Annotated in this window: 17 protein-coding genes; 10 read left to right on the top strand and 7 right to left on the bottom strand. The window is 57.9% G+C overall.

Annotation, left to right across the window (positions count from 1 at the left end; translation table 11 throughout):
* Window positions 1-267: 267 nt before the first annotated feature.
* The 6 genes from mazG to gcvH all read right to left on the bottom strand — a co-directional run bounded on the left by mazG (window position 268) and on the right by gcvH (window position 5,886).
* Entirely contained in the window at window positions 268-1,062 is a 795-nt protein-coding gene (gene mazG, locus JOD69_RS05490; protein WP_086133033.1) for a nucleoside triphosphate pyrophosphohydrolase, read from the bottom strand.
* A complete protein-coding gene (locus tag JOD69_RS05485) occupies window positions 1,059-2,003 on the bottom strand; it encodes a carbohydrate kinase family protein (RefSeq protein WP_077728332.1) in 945 nt (314 codons plus the stop codon). Before JOD69_RS05485 ends, mazG begins: the two co-directional genes overlap by 4 nt.
* A 14-nt stretch (window positions 2,004-2,017) precedes the next feature.
* Complete coding sequence (locus JOD69_RS05480) at window positions 2,018-2,380, bottom strand: diacylglycerol kinase (RefSeq protein ID WP_077728331.1); 363 nt, start codon at window positions 2,378-2,380, stop codon at window positions 2,018-2,020.
* Window positions 2,381-2,390: 10 nt separating this feature from the next.
* Window positions 2,391-3,839, bottom strand: a complete 1,449-nt coding sequence (gene gcvPB / locus JOD69_RS05475; protein WP_077728350.1) for an aminomethyl-transferring glycine dehydrogenase subunit GcvPB — start codon at window positions 3,837-3,839, stop codon at window positions 2,391-2,393.
* Window positions 3,840-3,858: 19 nt separating this feature from the next.
* Window positions 3,859-5,220 (bottom strand): aminomethyl-transferring glycine dehydrogenase subunit GcvPA, encoded by a 1,362-nt coding sequence (gene gcvPA / locus JOD69_RS05470; protein WP_086133034.1) that lies wholly within the window; start codon window positions 5,218-5,220, stop codon window positions 3,859-3,861.
* Between the two features lie 279 nt (window positions 5,221-5,499).
* On the bottom strand, window positions 5,500-5,886 hold the full coding sequence (gene gcvH / locus JOD69_RS05465) for a glycine cleavage system protein GcvH (RefSeq protein WP_086133035.1): 387 nt from the start codon (window positions 5,884-5,886) through the stop codon (window positions 5,500-5,502).
* Between the two features lie 169 nt (window positions 5,887-6,055).
* Between gcvH and JOD69_RS05460 the strand changes: the two genes are divergently transcribed.
* From JOD69_RS05460 to JOD69_RS05415, 10 genes are all read left to right on the top strand, one after another.
* Complete coding sequence (locus JOD69_RS05460) at window positions 6,056-6,466, top strand: hypothetical protein (protein ID WP_210023811.1); 411 nt, start codon at window positions 6,056-6,058, stop codon at window positions 6,464-6,466.
* Between the two features lie 379 nt (window positions 6,467-6,845).
* A complete protein-coding gene (locus JOD69_RS05455) occupies window positions 6,846-7,514 on the top strand; it encodes an ABC transporter substrate-binding protein (RefSeq protein WP_077728327.1) in 669 nt (222 codons plus the stop codon).
* 354 nt (window positions 7,515-7,868) lie between these two features.
* Window positions 7,869-8,057: a hypothetical protein gene (locus JOD69_RS05450; RefSeq protein ID WP_086133037.1), complete on the top strand. Its 189-nt coding sequence runs from the start codon at window positions 7,869-7,871 to the stop codon at window positions 8,055-8,057.
* Window positions 8,058-8,172: 115 nt separating this feature from the next.
* Window positions 8,173-8,745, top strand: a complete 573-nt coding sequence (locus tag JOD69_RS05445; protein ID WP_077728325.1) for a hypothetical protein — start codon at window positions 8,173-8,175, stop codon at window positions 8,743-8,745.
* An 802-nt stretch (window positions 8,746-9,547) separates the two neighbouring features.
* Window positions 9,548-10,522, top strand: a complete 975-nt coding sequence (gene hflK / locus JOD69_RS05440) for an FtsH protease activity modulator HflK (RefSeq protein ID WP_086133038.1) — start codon at window positions 9,548-9,550, stop codon at window positions 10,520-10,522.
* Window positions 10,523-11,503, top strand: a complete 981-nt coding sequence (hflC, locus tag JOD69_RS05435; protein ID WP_077728323.1) for a protease modulator HflC — start codon at window positions 10,523-10,525, stop codon at window positions 11,501-11,503.
* 127 nt (window positions 11,504-11,630) lie between these two features.
* Window positions 11,631-12,440, top strand: coding sequence for a M48 family metallopeptidase (locus JOD69_RS05430; protein WP_240506764.1), 810 nt, complete (start codon window positions 11,631-11,633; stop codon window positions 12,438-12,440).
* 94 nt (window positions 12,441-12,534) lie between these two features.
* Window positions 12,535-12,945, top strand: a complete 411-nt coding sequence (locus tag JOD69_RS05425; protein ID WP_086133039.1) for a YkvA family protein — start codon at window positions 12,535-12,537, stop codon at window positions 12,943-12,945.
* A 55-nt stretch (window positions 12,946-13,000) separates the two neighbouring features.
* Window positions 13,001-14,101 carry a YkgJ family cysteine cluster protein gene (locus JOD69_RS05420; protein WP_086133040.1) on the top strand — a complete coding sequence of 367 codons (1,101 nt, stop codon included), beginning with the start codon at window positions 13,001-13,003 and terminating at the stop codon, window positions 14,099-14,101.
* Between the two features lie 155 nt (window positions 14,102-14,256).
* On the top strand, window positions 14,257-14,742 hold the full coding sequence (locus JOD69_RS05415) for a hypothetical protein (RefSeq protein ID WP_077728320.1): 486 nt from the start codon (window positions 14,257-14,259) through the stop codon (window positions 14,740-14,742).
* A 43-nt stretch (window positions 14,743-14,785) separates the two neighbouring features.
* On the opposite strand, the gene glmS is transcribed toward JOD69_RS05415, so the two are convergent.
* Window positions 14,786-16,618: a glutamine--fructose-6-phosphate transaminase (isomerizing) gene (glmS, locus tag JOD69_RS05410; RefSeq protein ID WP_077728319.1), complete on the bottom strand. Its 1,833-nt coding sequence runs from the start codon at window positions 16,616-16,618 to the stop codon at window positions 14,786-14,788.
* Window positions 16,619-16,620 lie beyond the last annotated feature (2 nt).

Here is a 16,620-nt window from a genome sequence, read left to right as displayed (position 1 = left end):
CATTTTGGTGGATTAAACCTTTCGGCTTCGTCAGCGGGTTTGTCGGCAAAGGATTGCCGACCTACGTCCAAGGTGTAGACCCGAACAAATTCGTAGGATGTGCTGAACGAAGGGAAGCGCCCTTCGACTGAGCTCAGGACAGGCATCGTTCGCGATTGATGCGGTTCGGTTCATGCCGGGCTATCCTGCCCGGCTCCCTCCGGGCGGCTCTCTCCGTGCAAATCGGCGATCTTGCCGATTTGTCGTACCTCAGCGCATCCTACATGCCTAATCTGACAAACTTCGTTTTGCCTCATCCCACAAGGCGTCCATCTCGGCCAGTGTGGACTCAGTCAAGGATTTTCCCCGTGCCGACAATTGCTTTTCGATATAGCGAAAGCGGTTGATGAACTTTCGGTTGCCGCTCCGAAGCGCCGTCTCGGCATCGACCTCGAGGTGCCGGGCGAGATTGACGACGACGAACAGCAAATCGCCGATTTCTTCCCGGATATGGCTTTGGTCGCCCGTTGCGCAGGCGGCCTTGAGCTCGTCCAATTCTTCTCTGACTTTGGCGAAAACTGGCCCTATGTCGGGCCAATCGAAACCGTGCCGCGCGGCCCGCTTCTGCAATTTCTGCGCGGCTACGAGCGCCGGCAAATTCGCCGCGATGCCGCTCAAAGCGCTTTCGTCCTGCTCCGTTTTGCCTTTTTCCCGGCGCTCGGCGACTTTGGATGATTCCCAATACTCATGCCTTTCGGCATCGGTCTCGAATACGGTCTCGCCGAAAACATGGGGATGTCGGCGTATCAGCTTTTCGCTGATCGCGCCGGCCACGTCTTCGAAAGTGAACAAGCCGCGGTCCTCGGCGATCCGCGAATGGAAAACGACCTGCAAAAGCAAATCGCCCAATTCTTCGCGTAAATCCTCGATATCCCCGCGCTCCGCCGCATCGGCGACCTCGTACGCCTCTTCCAGTGTGTAAGGCACGAGACTCGCGAAATCCTGCTGCAAGTCCCAGGGACACCCCGTCTCGGGATGGCGCAAGCGCGCCATGATGTCCAACAGCCGCTGGATATTCGTCATATCCGATCGGGCAGCTCGCAGCCGAAGCTTTCCCGATAGCGCTCCTTGAACGCATGCAGGGTGAAGCTGTGATTCTGGGTGCCGAAGGTCTCGACCTTGATGGCTCCCATCAACGAGGCGATACGGCCTATGGTGGGCCAGTCGAATTCTTCCAGAAGGCCGTAGATCAGCCCGGCGCGGTAGGCGTCACCGCAACCGGTCGGATCGAGCACTGCCGTCGGCTTTGCCGGCGGTATTTCGTGGCGGATGCCATTGGCATAGATCAACGATCCTTGTGCGCCCTTGGTGACGATCAGCGCTTCGACGCGCTGCGCGAGTTCTTCCGGCGCGAGACCGGTGCGATCCTGCATGAGCTGCGCTTCGTAGTCGTTCAAGGTCACCCAGGTCGCAAGCTCGACGAAACTCAAGAGTTCCTGTCCGTCGAACATAGGCATGCCCTGGCCGGGATCGAAGATGAACGGGATGCCGGCTTCGGCGAATTGGGCGGCATGCTGAACCATGCCGTCCTTGCCGTCCGGCGCCACGATGCCGATGCGGATGCCGCAATCCGTGGGTACCCGGTTCAGATGGGAAAACGACATCGCGCCAGGGTGGAAAGCCGTGATCTGGTTGTCGTCCATGTCCGTGGTGATATAAGCCTGTGCCGTATAGCTGTCGCCCAGGACCTTGATAAAATCCTGATTAATGCCGCAGTAGCCCAGCCACTGCGCGTAGGGTGTGAAATCCTTGCCCACAGTGGCCATGGGCAGAGGATCGGCGCCCAAGAGCTTGAGGTTATAAGCAATATTGCCGGCGCAGCCGCCATATTCACGGCGGAGTTCCGGAACCAGAAAGGAGACGTTCAGGATATGGACCTGCTCCGGCAGGATGTGATTCTTGAATCGATCCTGAAACACCATGATAGTGTCGTAGGCCACCGAGCCGCAGATTAACGCTGTCATTCTTTTTTACCTTTTTATCGAATCAAAATCAGTAACCAGACCGCACCGGCGAGGACCAGCGAGAAAAACACGGCCGCCGATCCAATATCCTTGGCGCGGCCGGACAATTCGTGCCGTTCGAAACCGATACGGTCGACGGTCGCTTCGACGGCGCTGTTCAACAATTCGACGATCAAGACGTTCAGCAACACGCCGATCAGAAGCGCGCGTTCGATGCCGTTCTGGCCGATCCACAGCCCCAAGGGAACGCCGGCGAGGACCAGCAGACACTCCTGCCGAAACGCCTCCTCATTCAGCCAGGCGGCCCGGATACCCGAAATGGAATTGGTAAATGCCGCGTAAAAACGGGCAATGCCCGTGAGCGTTTGTCCTGCCATAGAGGGGTTCTTATTCTGATTTATAGGCGAGATCGGGGTGCCGCGCCGCCCGGACTTCATCCAAACGGCGCACCGGCAGCGAATGGGGTGCGCTCTTAAGCCGATCCGGGTCGGTCTCCGCTTCTTTCAGAATCTCGGCCATTATCCGGACAAACGCATCCAGGGCTTCCTTGCTTTCCGTCTCGGTCGGCTCGATGAGAAAACACTCGGGAATCAAGAGCGGAAAATATACCGTCGGCGCATGGACGCCATAATCCAACAGGCGTTTAGCGAAGTCCAGCGCCGTAACATGATGTTCTTTGGCCAGCCGCTTCAGCGTAATGATGAACTCGTGGGCGGCGCGGCGCTGCGGAAAAGCGGGTTCGAATCCGGCTTCGACCAGTTTCTTGAGCAGATAATTGGCGTTCAGGGTCGAGAATTCCGCCACCCGCTCGAGGCCTTCATGGCCGAGCATTCGGATGTAGACATAAGCGCGCAGGAGAACGCCGACATTACCCGCGAACGTGACCAGATGCCCGATGCTGTGCGGCCGCTCGGTTTCGGTCAGCATGCGATAGCGCGACCCGTCTTTCACGATGACGGGCAGAGGCAGGAAGGGCAGCAGCTTGTCACCCACGCCCACCGGGCCCGCACCCGGACCGCCGCCGCCGTGAGGCGTCGAGAACGTCTTGTGGAGATTGAGATGAATGACGTCGAAGCCCATGTCGCCGGGGCGCACTTTGCCGGCGATGGCGTTCAGATTGGCGCCGTCGTAATAGAGCAGCCCGCCGGCCCGGTGCACGATATCGGCGATGGCTCGAATGTGCTGGTCGAACACTCCCAAAGTCGAGGGATTGGTGAGCATGATGCCGGCGGTTTGCGGACCCACGGCCAGCTCCAGTGCAGTGAGATCCACGTTGCCGTCGGCATCGGTGGCGACTTCCCGTACCCGAAAGCCGCCCATGGACGCCGAAGCGGGATTGGTGCCGTGCGCGGCGTCGGGCACCAGCATTTCGGTTCGAGCTAAATCGTCCCGCAACCTGTGGTAAGCGCGGATCATGGCGACACCGGCGAATTCGCCCTGCGCCCCGGCCGCGCAGGCCAGCGAAACCCCGGCCATGCCGGTGATTTCCGCGAGCATCTCCTGGAGCTCGTACAGACCGGCCAAAGTCCCTTGCCCGGTCCGCTCCAGCCCCAGAGGATGGGTATTCAGAAATCCGGGCAGACTTGCGAGGTCATGGCAAACCTTGGGGTTGTACTTCATGGTGCAAGAGCCCAGGGGATAAAACTGGGTGTCTATGGAGTAATTTTGCTGGGACAGCCGGGTGTAATGGCGAACGGCGTCCAGCTCGGAGACTTCGGGCAAGGCCGGACGAGTCTTGCGCAACAAATAATCGGGAATGGCCGGCGATTCACCGGATTCCGGGAGCAACTGGGCATGCGCGGCGCGCCCTCGGCGCGAACGATCGAAAATCAGCATTATGTCGGCTCCGACCTCTTCAGCCATGATTAAGCAGCGACGCTATTTGGCGTGCGTACGATTCGATATCCTCCTGAGTACGCGTTTCCGTGACACAAACCAGAATGGCTTCGCCGAGTTCCGGATAATCCCTTGCGAGTTCATGTCCTCCAAGAATCCCCCGTTCCGCCAAGCCGTCCATGATCTCGCTGGCGGGCCTCCGCGTGCGGAAAACCGCTTCATGAAAGAAAGGCCCCGAGAAAACCCGCTCGGCGCCGTCGACGGCAGTCAAGCTACTCATCAGGCTGAGCGTGTTTTGATGGCTCTGCAAAGCGACTCGCCGCAATCCTTCCGGCCCTAAGAGCGCCATGTAAATGGTCGCCGCCGTGACCATCAAGCCCTGGTTGGTGCAGATATTGGAGGTCGCCCGGCCGCGGCGGATATGTTGCTCGCGTGCCTGAAGCGTAAGCGTGAAACCGGGCTTGCCGTCCATATCCACGGTCCGGCCGACCAGACGTCCGGGCAGTTGATGGACGTGCGCCTTGCGGCAGCACATAAATCCGAAATACGGTCCACCGCCCGACAAGGGTATGCCCAAAGGCTGGCCGTCCCCGCAAGCGATATCGGCGCCCTCTTGCCCCCATTCGCCAGGCGGCTTGAGGAGAGCCAGTGCCATGGGATTGACCAGCGCGATGGCGATGGCGCCGTTTGCGGCGGCCCAAACGGTCAGTTCGTCTACGGCCTCGAGCACGCCGAAGAAATTGATCTGGGGAATCACCAAGGCGGCGATGTCCGTGCCCGAGTGGATTTCCAGAGACGCCGGATCGACGCGCCCGGTTTCGACGTCATAGGGCAGCTCGATCAGTTCCAGCGCCTGGCTCCCGACGATGGTCCGGACCACCCGCCGGTAAAACGGATGTACGGTCTTCGGCATCAGGATGCGGCGCGAATGCGATTTTCGGTTCGTCCGCACCGCCATCAACACCGCTTCCGCGAGGCTGGTCGCGCCGTCGTAGAGCGAAGCGTTCGATACGTCCATGGCGGTGAGGCTCGCCATCATGCTCTGATATTCGTAGAGCACCTGCAGCGTGCCTTGACTCGCTTCCGCCTGGTAGGGCGTGTACGCGCTGTAATACTCGCCCCGGCTGGTTACGGCCCAAACCGCGGCCGGTATGTGGTGCTCGTAAGCCCCGGCGCCGGCAAAGCATAGAAGCGGACGGTTCTGGCCGGCGCGTGCGCGCATCAAACGCGTAACTTCCATTTCTTTCAAAGCGGGCGGGAGATCGAGCGCGCCGCAACGCAACTCCGCCGGTATTTCGTCGAAGAGCGTTTCTGTCGATGGCACACCGAGGGCCGCAAGCATCTCGCGGATATCGGCTTCGGTATGAGGAATGAAAGGCATGTGGCTAAGGGTTTGCTTTCTTAATTATTTCTGGCCCCTCCGCCGGGCCAGAATGCTATGGGCTCAAGACATTCGATCTGGGCCTGGACAAGGCATGGACGCTCCTGGCAAACACCGGACAAATCGGCATGTATCATCTGCCGGAGAATTTATGCCGATTGGCACGCGCGACGCGTATAACCCAAAGACATGCGAAACGCCGGTGCCTGTTCCGGCCGCTACACTCGATTCGCTAGCATCGCTACCGGAGGAGAACAAGCGATAAAACAAACGAACCGTTTAGTCGGCCTCAGCGTCTGCTTTATAAGCTTCGGCATCCAAAAGGGTGTTTAGTTCGGAAAGATCATCCGCCTTGACGCAGAACAACCACGCGGCATAGGAGTCCTGGTTGATCGCTTCGGGAGCATCCGACAATGACCCGTTGACCTCGACGATTTCGCCGGATACCGGGCTATAGATGTCCGAGGCGGCTTTCACCGATTCGACCACGGCGCATGCTTCGCCCGCCTTAACCCGCCGGCCGATTTCCGGCAGCTCGACATATACCACGTCGCCCAATTGCTCTTGAGCGTAGTCGGAGATGCCCACGCGTACATTCCCGCTCTCCTCCGGTTTCGCCCATTCATGGGTTTTCGCATACTTCAAATCGTCCGGCAGTCTGCTCATCGTTCTATCCTATTCACCCTAAATAACCGACACTCCGGTCAAATTACGGGAAAACCACGCGATGGTAAAGGGCACCCTATACGCCCGCCATGATTGAACGAAAAATTCCGGGATTGCCATGGCGCAAAGCCAAGGGCTCGCAGTCACGTGGTTAACGTCGGTAGCGATTATGTGGCCGAGGATTACGAAATGGCACACCGGAACCATAAGGCCGCCGTTCCCAGTGACGGAAAGGCTTATTGAACCGATGAGGCTGTCTGTCACGGTACTGAAAAGGTTTATCGAATCGATCGGGCCGTTTGTCGCGGTACTGGAACGGTTTATCGTAGCGATAAGGCCGTCTGTCCCAGTAGTAGGGGCGATGATAACGATCGAACCCATAAAAACGCCGGTCATAGCCATAGGGTCGCCGGTACGTGTAAGGGTAGGCGCCGTATCCGTGGAAATAGCTATAAGGATAATAATCGTACCGGTAGTAAGGACTCGGATATCCCGCGCCGATGCCCGCCCGATAATGAACACCTGCGCCGCAGCCGCTCACGAGCGCACCGATGAACGCGAACAGCAGGATCCGAAGTAATCGACAGGGCTCTTTGAAGCAGACATCCATAAGCAGCGCACGCCTATGAGCAGTCAGTGTCACAGTTTTGATATCGACCTATTAGACTCCTCTCGCACCAAAAAATCATGGGTGCAAGGATTATTTCCTTCGTGATCGAGTCGTACTTTAAACGTCAGAGCTGAAAAGATTTGGCACAGTGAATGCTTAAAGAACTGCGATGCCAGCTACGACAAACTACCGGTATACCGGGGAACAAAACCATTACCGCCGATCGGATAAGCCGGTATCATTTTGCTGTTTGTTCTGGACTCCGAACCCCGAGAAATCAGCATGCCGCCCGAAAAATTCGGAACGCTCGCTGAATGTCTTTTTTATATTTTGTTTTATGAGCTAGCCGATGACTTTTCAATTTACCTCAACAGGCAAAGCCCTCCTGGCTTTGTGCTCGATTTTTCTTGGGTTCCTCCCGGTTGTGACCGGTGCTGAAGCCCTGCTTCCACCCCAGCAAGTCATTCAGAAAACGTCCGATGAGGTAAAGCAAGCCTTACGGGAATACGACTATAAGCTCGACGTTCCCAGAGCGACGCGCATCGTCAAGGAGATCCTGGAGCCCCATGTCGACGTCGATCGCGCGGCCCTGCTCATTCTAGGCAAGCACTGGCGAACCGCCACTCCACAGCAGCGGGAACGTTTCAAAAACGAATTCCGTATGCTGCTCATTCGCACTTACACCGCGGCATTCACCGAATATAAGGACTGGGACATCCGCTATCTGCCGCTTCAGACACCGCTAGCCGACAAGAAAGCCGTCATCAAGACCGAGATTCTCCAGCCCGGCGCAAAACCGGTCGCCGTGGACTATCGCATGGTCGACACCAATGGCGCATGGAAAGTCTATGACGTGCTGATAGAAGGCATCAGTCTGGTGCAAAACTATCGCACGACGTTTAGCGAGGACATTGCCCGGACCGGCTCTTTGGACAGTGTCATCGACGAACTGAGCAAGCGCAACGCTGAAGGATCAAAAGCCTCGATAAACGGCGCAACCCGTTCCCCGGCCACCTAGAACTGCTTTCCCGCTTACGCGGGTGTCGCGTTGCGCGATGCCCCCCTTGTCGCCCAGGAGAGACATCTCTGCCGGGCGACTTCGATCTTAAGTCAGCCGATCGGGGTGGCTTGCGACAGCAAGGCGAAGGTAATCTCCCGCCAAGGACGGACCGCCATCGATCCTGATACCTGAGCGCCAGCACGCTTTGTAAGCCTGGCTCTTGGGTAATTTCTCACAGAATCACATCTCGATTCTTTCTATCGTCTCGATCTGGCTTGGGGAAACGGTCGCACGCGTATTTTTTCCGTCGGACTCGCTGGAAAAAAAGCGATCTCAAGCCCCGCTCTAAGTTTCTTTCGAGTGTTCCCCATTATGAATACTTACGACGTTTATCTTTATCTCGATGGCCGTACCGAGGTTATCAAGATAAAGGCACCAACCAGCCGTGAAGCCAAGGCGATAGCGGAAACCCGATTGGGAATCGCCGAGAGAGGATTCGACCAAAACAGGCATGTGTTTGCTGTAAGCGAGAGAGAAAATCAGAATTTTGGCCGGGAATAGTTTCTCCCATTCGATCTCTTCCCTAGAAATATTATCGAGTCGATCATATTATCGCTTCGGGCGCCGATCCGTGTTCGGCACCTTAACCAATCGCTAATATAAAGGAGATCTCTCGATGAAAACGATAAGATTGATGACCCTGTTCGGTTCCGTGGCATCGATGATCCTCGTGTCCTCCCCAAGTTGGGCCGAAACACCGAACTATCTGAAAGTGAAACAAGCGGAAGTCGAATGGGAAAACAAGAGCAAAGGGAAGGTTCTTGACGTGGAAATTGAAACATCGGCCGCCGTGCCTATGGACGGCAAGGCAGGCGCATTCGGTTATGGCGCCCTGACCGACGGCACCAACAACGTCCTGATCCTGGTTACTCATTTGCCCATACAGGACAGCACGCACGTAGATCCCAAGAGCGGGTTTCACGCCCACGTGCTCGATCTGAAGAAACCCACAGCGGCCTGCGACGGAGCCACGCTCGAGGTGGATCTTGAGAATTCCGGAAACAATACCGGCTTCGACGCCAATTACACCTGGTCGATCAAAGGCACCAAGATCAAGATAGAGGGTGTTCCGGTAACCGATCTCGGCGATGCAGGTGTGGAAAATCTGGTGAGCTTTACCATCAAGCCAGTGCTGGACGCGCAGCAAAATCCGACCAATCTCTGCGTAACCGTAGCCGAACAGATCTAAATCAATCGTGTACCGCCAGCGGCGCTCAAACGCGCCGTCGGCGGTTTGAAATCAGCCTGTCAACCTCGATATGGTCGATAAGAAGGCTCGTTCAAAAGAAAGCCCCGGTAGACCGAGGCTGTTAAAGGTGAGGTTAAGAGGAGAGTCGATTATTACGCTGTAAAGGATTTTAACCTACCTATCTTATTACATACAAGACTATACATTGGTATCGTTATTCTATTTAAGAATAACGAAACTCTCCCTTTCTGACGCTCTCTAATTCGATCGGCCTCGGATGAGGCAAAGTCGACCTCCGGCACGACACGGTACCGTGCTTTCCCAGTCCTAAAGAGCTCAACGCTTCGTTCCCCCGGCTCATCGGAAAATGCTCGGCCTGCGGGGCTATTCCATGCAGTGCGGCAAAATCCAGCATCATATTGTTGATCATCCCCGTGAGCCGGCAGGCGAGCCAGACACGCTTTTTTGCCCCGGGATCAGGCTCGTCTTGATTACTTGAATCGGCTCCAAAACGGCGCCCAGGCGCGAATTGCGTTCAGGCTTCCTTCCACGAAATCGTTAACGAGGATGACCTCCCGAATGACGGGCAACAAGAACTCTGATGCTGAATCAAACCGTCCGAATCATTTACTTTTTGCCGAACTGCACCGGCTTAAGTTTCAGACAAATTGAGACTTCGCATCCGGGGAAAGCTTGTGATGTGGCATCCACATGCACACGTTATAGGGCTATCCTTGAGCTGTTCCATATCGCTAGAGTTTGCCGGACTACGGCTTAATATGTTTTTCAAAGGAAGAGCTTCGTGAGTAACGTAAAACCTTTGTTCGGACGTTTTTCCGGCGCGCCGCCCATCTCCCTGCCGCGAATCCTCCTGATTCTATTGCTCATCGTCTTGGCATGGACCTCGTACTACACAATACCGGCGGAATCGGAAGGCATTGTGCTCCGGTTCGGAAAATACATTCTTAAAGTGCCGCCCGGCCTGCATTTCAAACTTCCGTTCGGCATCGACAACGTGATCGAGGTGCCGACCCAGCGGCAACTCAAGCTGGAATTCGGTTTGGTCACACCCGGCTACACCCACCCGGATCAGGTGGGCAAGGAGCCGGAAAAGGAAAAATCCATGGTGACCGGAGACTTGAATGCGGCGCTCGTCGAGTGGGTCGTGCAATACCGCATCACCGAACCCGAGACTTACCTCTTCGCGGTGCGTAATCCGGGACTGACCCTGCGGGACCTCTCCGAATCGGTCATGCGGGAAGTCGTAGGAGACCGGACAGTCGACGAAATCATTACGATAGGCCGCCAGGAAATCGAGGAATCGGTCCTCGATCGGCTGCGGGAATTGGCGGGCCGTTACCGCCTCGGCGTTTCCGTCAATCAGGTGCAGTTAAAGAACGTCAATCCGCCGGAACCCGTGCAGCCCTCGTTCAACGAAGTGAATCGGGCGCAGCAGGACCGGGAGAATGCCATCAATCTGGCCAACGGCGAATACAACAAAGCCGTGCCCCGCGCCCGCGGCGAGGCGGATCAGAAAATCCGCGCAGCCGAAGGCTACCGGTTCAAGCGGATCAACGAGGCGGAGGGCGATGCCGCCGCGTTCAGCGCCGTTCTCGAGCAATACATCAAGGCGCCGGAGATCACCCGGGCGCGTCTTTACCTCGAAACGCTGGGCGACGTTCTTCCCGAGGCCAAGCAATCGATCATCGTGGACGAATCGGTACAGCAGATCCTGCCGATGCTTCCCTTACCCGCACGGCTGCCGGAGGAAAAATAAATGAGCTTGGCTAAGACTCTCGCGATTCTTCTCGCGCTCTTGGCGGCCGCATTGGTACTGCTGTCCGCATTCACGGTCAACGAAACCGAGCAAGCAATCGTTACCCAGTTCGGCAGGCCGGTCCGCGACCCCATTACCGACCCCGGTCTACATTTCAAACTGCCTCTCATCCAGCAGGTCACCCGTTTCGACAAACGTTATCTGGCTTGGGACGGACCCATGGTGGAAATGTCGACCAAGGACAAGACCTATATTCAGGTGGATACCTTCGCGCGCTGGCGCATCACCGATCCCATGCAGTATTACCTTCGCCTGCGGGACGAGCGGAGTGCCCAGTCGCGTCTGGAAGATATCTTGGGCAGCGAGACGCGCACGGCGATTGCCAGGCACGAACTGATCGAGGTGGTTCGCACCGACAAAACGCGTCGACCGCTGCAGGATGAAAGCGTCGCAGGCGCGCTATCGGCAGTAGGCGGGCTTGGCGTTTTACGTCCGATCCAATACGGTCGACTGGAAATCGAAAAAGGCATCTTCAACGCCGCCGCTCCGAAACTGGCCGAGTTCGGCATCGAGCTTCTGGACATCCGGCTCAAGCGGATCAATTACAATCCGGGCGTTCTCGAACGCATCCACCAACGCATGATCAGCGAGCGGCTACAGATTGCCCAGCGGTTCCGATCCGAAGGCGAGGGTGAAGCCGCGCGCATTTCCGGCAACAAGGACCGCGACATCAACGAAATCGAATCGGCCGCCTACAAACGGGTTCAGGAAATTCGCGGCGAGGCGGATGCCAAAGCGACGGAGATCTATGCCAGGGCATACACGCAGCGCCCCGAGGCGGCCGACTTCTACCGTTTCTTGAAGAGCCTCGAAACCTATCGCAAGGTCATCAACGGCGAATCTACGGTCGTTCTTTCGACCAACAGCGATCTTTTTGCCTTGCTCAAGCGCATCGAGCAAAAAGGGCACCGTGACCAATAGCGCCACTGCATGGCCAGGCCGTTCGGCACGGCTCGTCGGAAGCTCTCGACCGGAACCAGCCGAATCTTTCGTCGATTTCGGCGTCAAATCGGGGGTATCCGGCGCTATGTCGAGGCAAAGTCACTTGGTGAATCGCTTCCTGGCTACTCTTCTTGCCATCCAGCTTTCTGTCGGAATCGCCGGCTGTGCGACCAATCCCATCACCGGCCGCAGTCAGATCATGTTGGTCAGCGACAACAAGGCCGCCCGGTACTCCGCACAGGCTTACGACCAATTGCTGCTGAATGCAGAAAAACAGCAGGTCCTAGACGAAGATCCCGCCACGGTCAATCGGGTTCGATCCATAGCACAGCCGTTAATTGCACAAGCCGCAGCGCTGCGTCCGGAGACCCGCCACTGGCAATGGGAGGTGCACGTTCTGAAAAGCGATCAAGTAAATGCCTGGTGCATGGCCGGCGGCAAGATCGCCGTATACACGGGACTGCTTCAGAAAATCCGTCCCACGGACGACGAACTGGCTCAGGTTCTGGGACACGAAATCGCTCACGCCTTGCTCTCGCACCAGGCCGAGAAAATGTCGCGCCTTCAGGTTCAAAAGCTTGGCTTGGGCCTAGGCGTTCTGGCCGGGGCAATCGCTGGCTATAACTTGGGCGGCGTGGCCGGCCTCGCCGATACCGTCGCCACCGTCAGCTTGCAGTTGCCCAACAGCCGCAAGGCCGAGAGCGAGGCGGACGCGGTCGGCATCGAGCTCGCCGCCAAAGCGGGATATGATCCTTTTGCCGCTATTTCCCTCTGGGAGAAAATGATCAAAGTCGGAGGCAGCGGCGGTCCGGACTGGCTCAGCACTCACCCCAATCCCGAACAACGCCTACAGAGCATGCGGGTAAAGGCTCAGCAGTTGATGCCTGTTTATGAAGCCAATCGCCGCGCGCCCTGAACCGGTTGTCGGATCGCTTGCGTAGCGGCTTTTAAATCGGCATGCTCGCTGCGAACGGAAGAACGGCAACCCGCCTTTGCACAATTCTTTTCCAATGCCACTTTTGATCGAGCTTAAGCAACGCGCCCGCCGCCTCAAAGCGGAGGCTTTCGCGCTGTATCTGGCCGCCCGTCATCCAAGAACGCCCTGGTATGCAAAGCTTCTGGCGGCCGCGATCGTGGCTTATGCGTTCAGCCCGGTCGATCTCATCCCGGATTTCATCCCCGTGCTGGGATATCTCGACGAACTAGTCTTGATTCCGTTGGGACTGGCGTTGGTGATTCGATTGATTCCATCCGCGGTACTCGCCGAATGCCGATCCGCGGCCGCAGACGCATTCACGCCCGGCAACAAACCGGTGAGTTATGCGGCCGGAGCCTTTATCGTCATGATCTGGCTGATGTTGGCCGCTCTAGGAATGATCTGGCTTTACGGTGGGTTCGTGAATTCGCCGGTCTCGCCATGAAGACGGACAGGGTTCCGCCTGGTAACATCTGCAACCCGATTTGCCAGCATCCGACATGACCGAATTCCTCCGCCGCCCGACCCATCGTTACGATGACCCGCTCGCGCTGGTGTGGATTGCCTGCGCCGAACGCGTGGGCTTTCGCATCGAACGCACTCCGCACGCTTACGCCTCGACCGATGGGCGCGGCACGATCTTCATCGGCACCGACGACATCCTCGACCCTGACGATTCGCTCGCCCAGATGATTCTTCACGAGCTATGTCATGCCCTGGTCGAAGGGGAAGCCGGCGAAAGACAGGTAGACTGGGGGCTAGTCGGCAGCGGTGGCCGAAATCCATGGCGCGAGCATGCTTGTCTGCGGCTGCAAGCCTATCTGGCCGATAGCGTGGGCCTGCGGGATTTCTTCGCGCCGACCACCGATTTCCGCGTAAGCTTTTGGGAGTCGCTGCCCGCCGATCCATTCACGGCGTCGCCGAAAGAGGGAGGGCGCCGCGAGCGTAGTTGTGTCGCCGCACGCCTTGCCGCTTGGCGGGCATCGCAGCACCGTTGGGCGCCGCACCTCGACGAGGCGCTCGCCGCCAGCGCGGCCATTGCGGCTTTAGTTCCCCGTGTGAAGCACAACGCTAATGCTGGCCCAGACGCCTGCGGCGAAAGCGCGATGCCTTCGCTGTGGACGAAGGCGGCCGAACCACCCACTCGGCATCCGGCGGGGCACGCGCCCATCGCGGCGTATCATAGCGACCGCGGCTGTACCGGTTGTGCCTGGGCGTTCGTCGAGCGCCGGGGATTGCGCTGCCGGCATGCGCCCGGCGTCCGGCTGCCAAGCGATGCGCCGGCGTGCTCGCGTTTCGAACCGGCCGACGAGCTCGATTGCCTTACCTGCGGCGCGTGTTGCCGCGAGGCTTATGATTCGGTCGAGATCTCCAAGCGCGAGCCGGTGATCAAGCGCCATCCGACCCTCGTCATCATTCACGATGCCCGCAGCAAGCTGCGGCGACACGGCTCGCGCTGTGCTGCGCTGTCCGGAGGCGGCACTTCCACCGAGAGCTACGCATGCGTGATCTACGACGACCGTCCAAGAACCTGCCGCGACTTTACCCGCGGCAGCGGAAACTGCCTCGATGCGCGCCGCAGGGTCGGTCTTTCGCTATGAATGACCGGTCCCTGCAATAAGCCGATCTGAAACCTGCCCAGCGGCATGAAGTCTTAATTTAAACGGGGCTAACCGCTGGCCAGAAGCTCATCGTAATGGCGCCGCGCTTGGTTTCAAGCGGGATACGGGAATCATTATTCAGGAGGAAACCTGTTATGGCTTATCACGATACGCCCATAGACACTGCGACACGGGGATTGTTCGGTTTTGTCGCGGGCTTTTTCGCCACACTGATTTTCCACCAGCTCACATTGGCGCTGCTTTGGGCCGTCGGTCTGGCGCCTTTCGCACCGTTCTCATTGGCGCCAACCTCGCCGTTCGGCATCCCGGCCGTGTTCTCGTTGGCCTTCTGGGGCGGTGTCTGGGGTTTTTTGTTTGCGCTGGTAGAACCCCGGTTTCCGCCGCCTCCCGGCTACTGGGTGACAGCGTTCCTGTTCGGCGCCATTCTGCCGTCGCTGGTGGCGCTCTTGGTGGTATTTCCGCTCAAGGGCCGGCCCTTGGGAGGCGGCTGGCACCCTCCTTTGCTCGCGACGGCGTTCCTGATAAATGGCGCCTGGGGGCTCGGCACCGGCTTGATCTTCAAATTACTCGCCACCCGCTGGCGTGGATTACGTGCCAGCCCTGCGGACCACCATCCGTAGTTCGGAACGTCCGTTCTGAGGACTGATAGTCACGCGATCCGGTTCACTCGACAGTGACGGATTTCGCCAAGTTGCGCGGCTGATCGACGTCGGTACCTTTGATCAATGCGACGTGATAGGCGAGCATCTGCAAGGGCACCGTGTAGACGATAGGCGCAACGATCTCTTCGGTCTCCGCGACGCGTAACAAATTGACGCCCGGCGCGCTCTCCATGGGCACGCGCACGTCGGCGAAGACGTAGAGTTCGCCGCCCCGGGCCTGAACCTCCTGAAGATTCGATTTGAGCTTTTCCAGAAGTTCGTTGTTCGGAGCAACCGCCACTACCGGCATCTCGGCGTCGATGAGCGCGAGAGGGCCGTGCTTGAGCTCGCCAGACGGATACGCTTCGGCGTGAATATAGGAGATTTCCTTCAGTTTGAGCGCACCCTCCATCGCGACCGGATAATGGGCACCACGTCCCAGATAGAGCGCGTGACGCTTGTCGCCGAAACGTTCCGCCCATTGCTGAATTTCGTCCTCCAGAAGTAAAACTCGCTCGATTTGCTCCGGCAGACTTTCAAGCTCCTTGACGATCCGCGCTTCCTGCTCCTGCGGGAGCCCGTTGCGCTTGCCCAGGGCGACGACCAGAAGGAGCAGGGCGGTCAGCTGGGTGGTGAACGCCTTGGTGGAGGCGACGCCGACTTCGGGACCGGCTCGAGTCATCAGGGTCGATTCGGATTCCCGAACGATCGAGCTTTCCGGCACGTTGCAGATCGCGAGGGTGTGCGCATAGCCGAGCTTCTTGGCCTCCTTCAGCGCCGCCAAGGTATCGGCGGTTTCGCCGGACTGCGAAATGCTGACGAACAGGGTCCCGGGCGGAACCACATTCTTGCGGTAACGGAATTCGCTGGCCACTTCCACGCTGCACGGAAGTCCCGCGATCGATTCCATCCAGTAGCGCGCCACCATGCCGGCATGATAGCTGGTACCGCAGGCGACGATCTGAACCGATTTGATGTGGTCGAACGCTTTCTCGGCATACGGCCCGAAAGCGGCATCGAGCACTTTTCCGGCCCGTATCCGCCCGTCGAGGGTTTTTTCGATTGCCACCGGCTGCTCATGAATTTCCTTTTGCATGTAGTGGCGGTATTCGCCGCGCTCAACGGCGTCGGCCGCCAATTTCGTTTCATGGACGGGCCGCTGTACCGGATTTCCGTGTCTATCGTAAATATCGACCGCCTCCGTGGACAAATCGGCGATGTCGCCGTCGTCGAGGAAAATAAAACGCTGCGTTTCACCGACTAGCGCGAAGACATCGGAGGCGATGAAGTTTTCGCTCTCGCCCAACCCCACCACTAATGGACTGCCGTGGCGCGCGGCGATCAGCCGCTTCGGTTCGTTGATGCTGATCACGCCGATGGCATAAGCCCCTTCGAGCACCTTGCAGGTTTCCTTGACGGCCTCGAAAAGACTCAGACCTTCCTCCAAAAATCCGTGGATCTGATGGACGATGACTTCGGTGTCCGTTTCCGATTCGAAATCGTATCCCTTTTGCCGGAGTTCCTTTCTAAGATCGTCATGATTCTCGATGATGCCGTTGTGGACCACGGCCACGGACTCGCGGCAGATATGAGGATGGGCGTTGCGTTCGGAGGGAACGCCATGTGTCGCCCAACGGGTATGAGCTATGCCGACTTTGCCGTCGACTAAGGAAGTTTCCAAAGCCTTTTCCAGCTCCCTGATCTTCCCTTTTCTGCGTACACGCTGAAGCTGAGCGGAATCGTCCAATACCGCCAGCCCCGCCGAGTCGTAGCCGCGATATTCCAGACGGCGAAGCCCTTCCAGCAGGACGGGGGTAACGACTCTGTGTGCGATGGCACCAACAATACCACACATGA

Origin of the sequence: Methylocaldum sp. RMAD-M (assembly GCF_017832375.1) — a bacterium.
Taxonomy (GTDB): domain Bacteria; phylum Pseudomonadota; class Gammaproteobacteria; order Methylococcales; family Methylococcaceae; genus Methylocaldum.
This window is presented reverse-complemented; position numbering and strand designations above follow the sequence as displayed.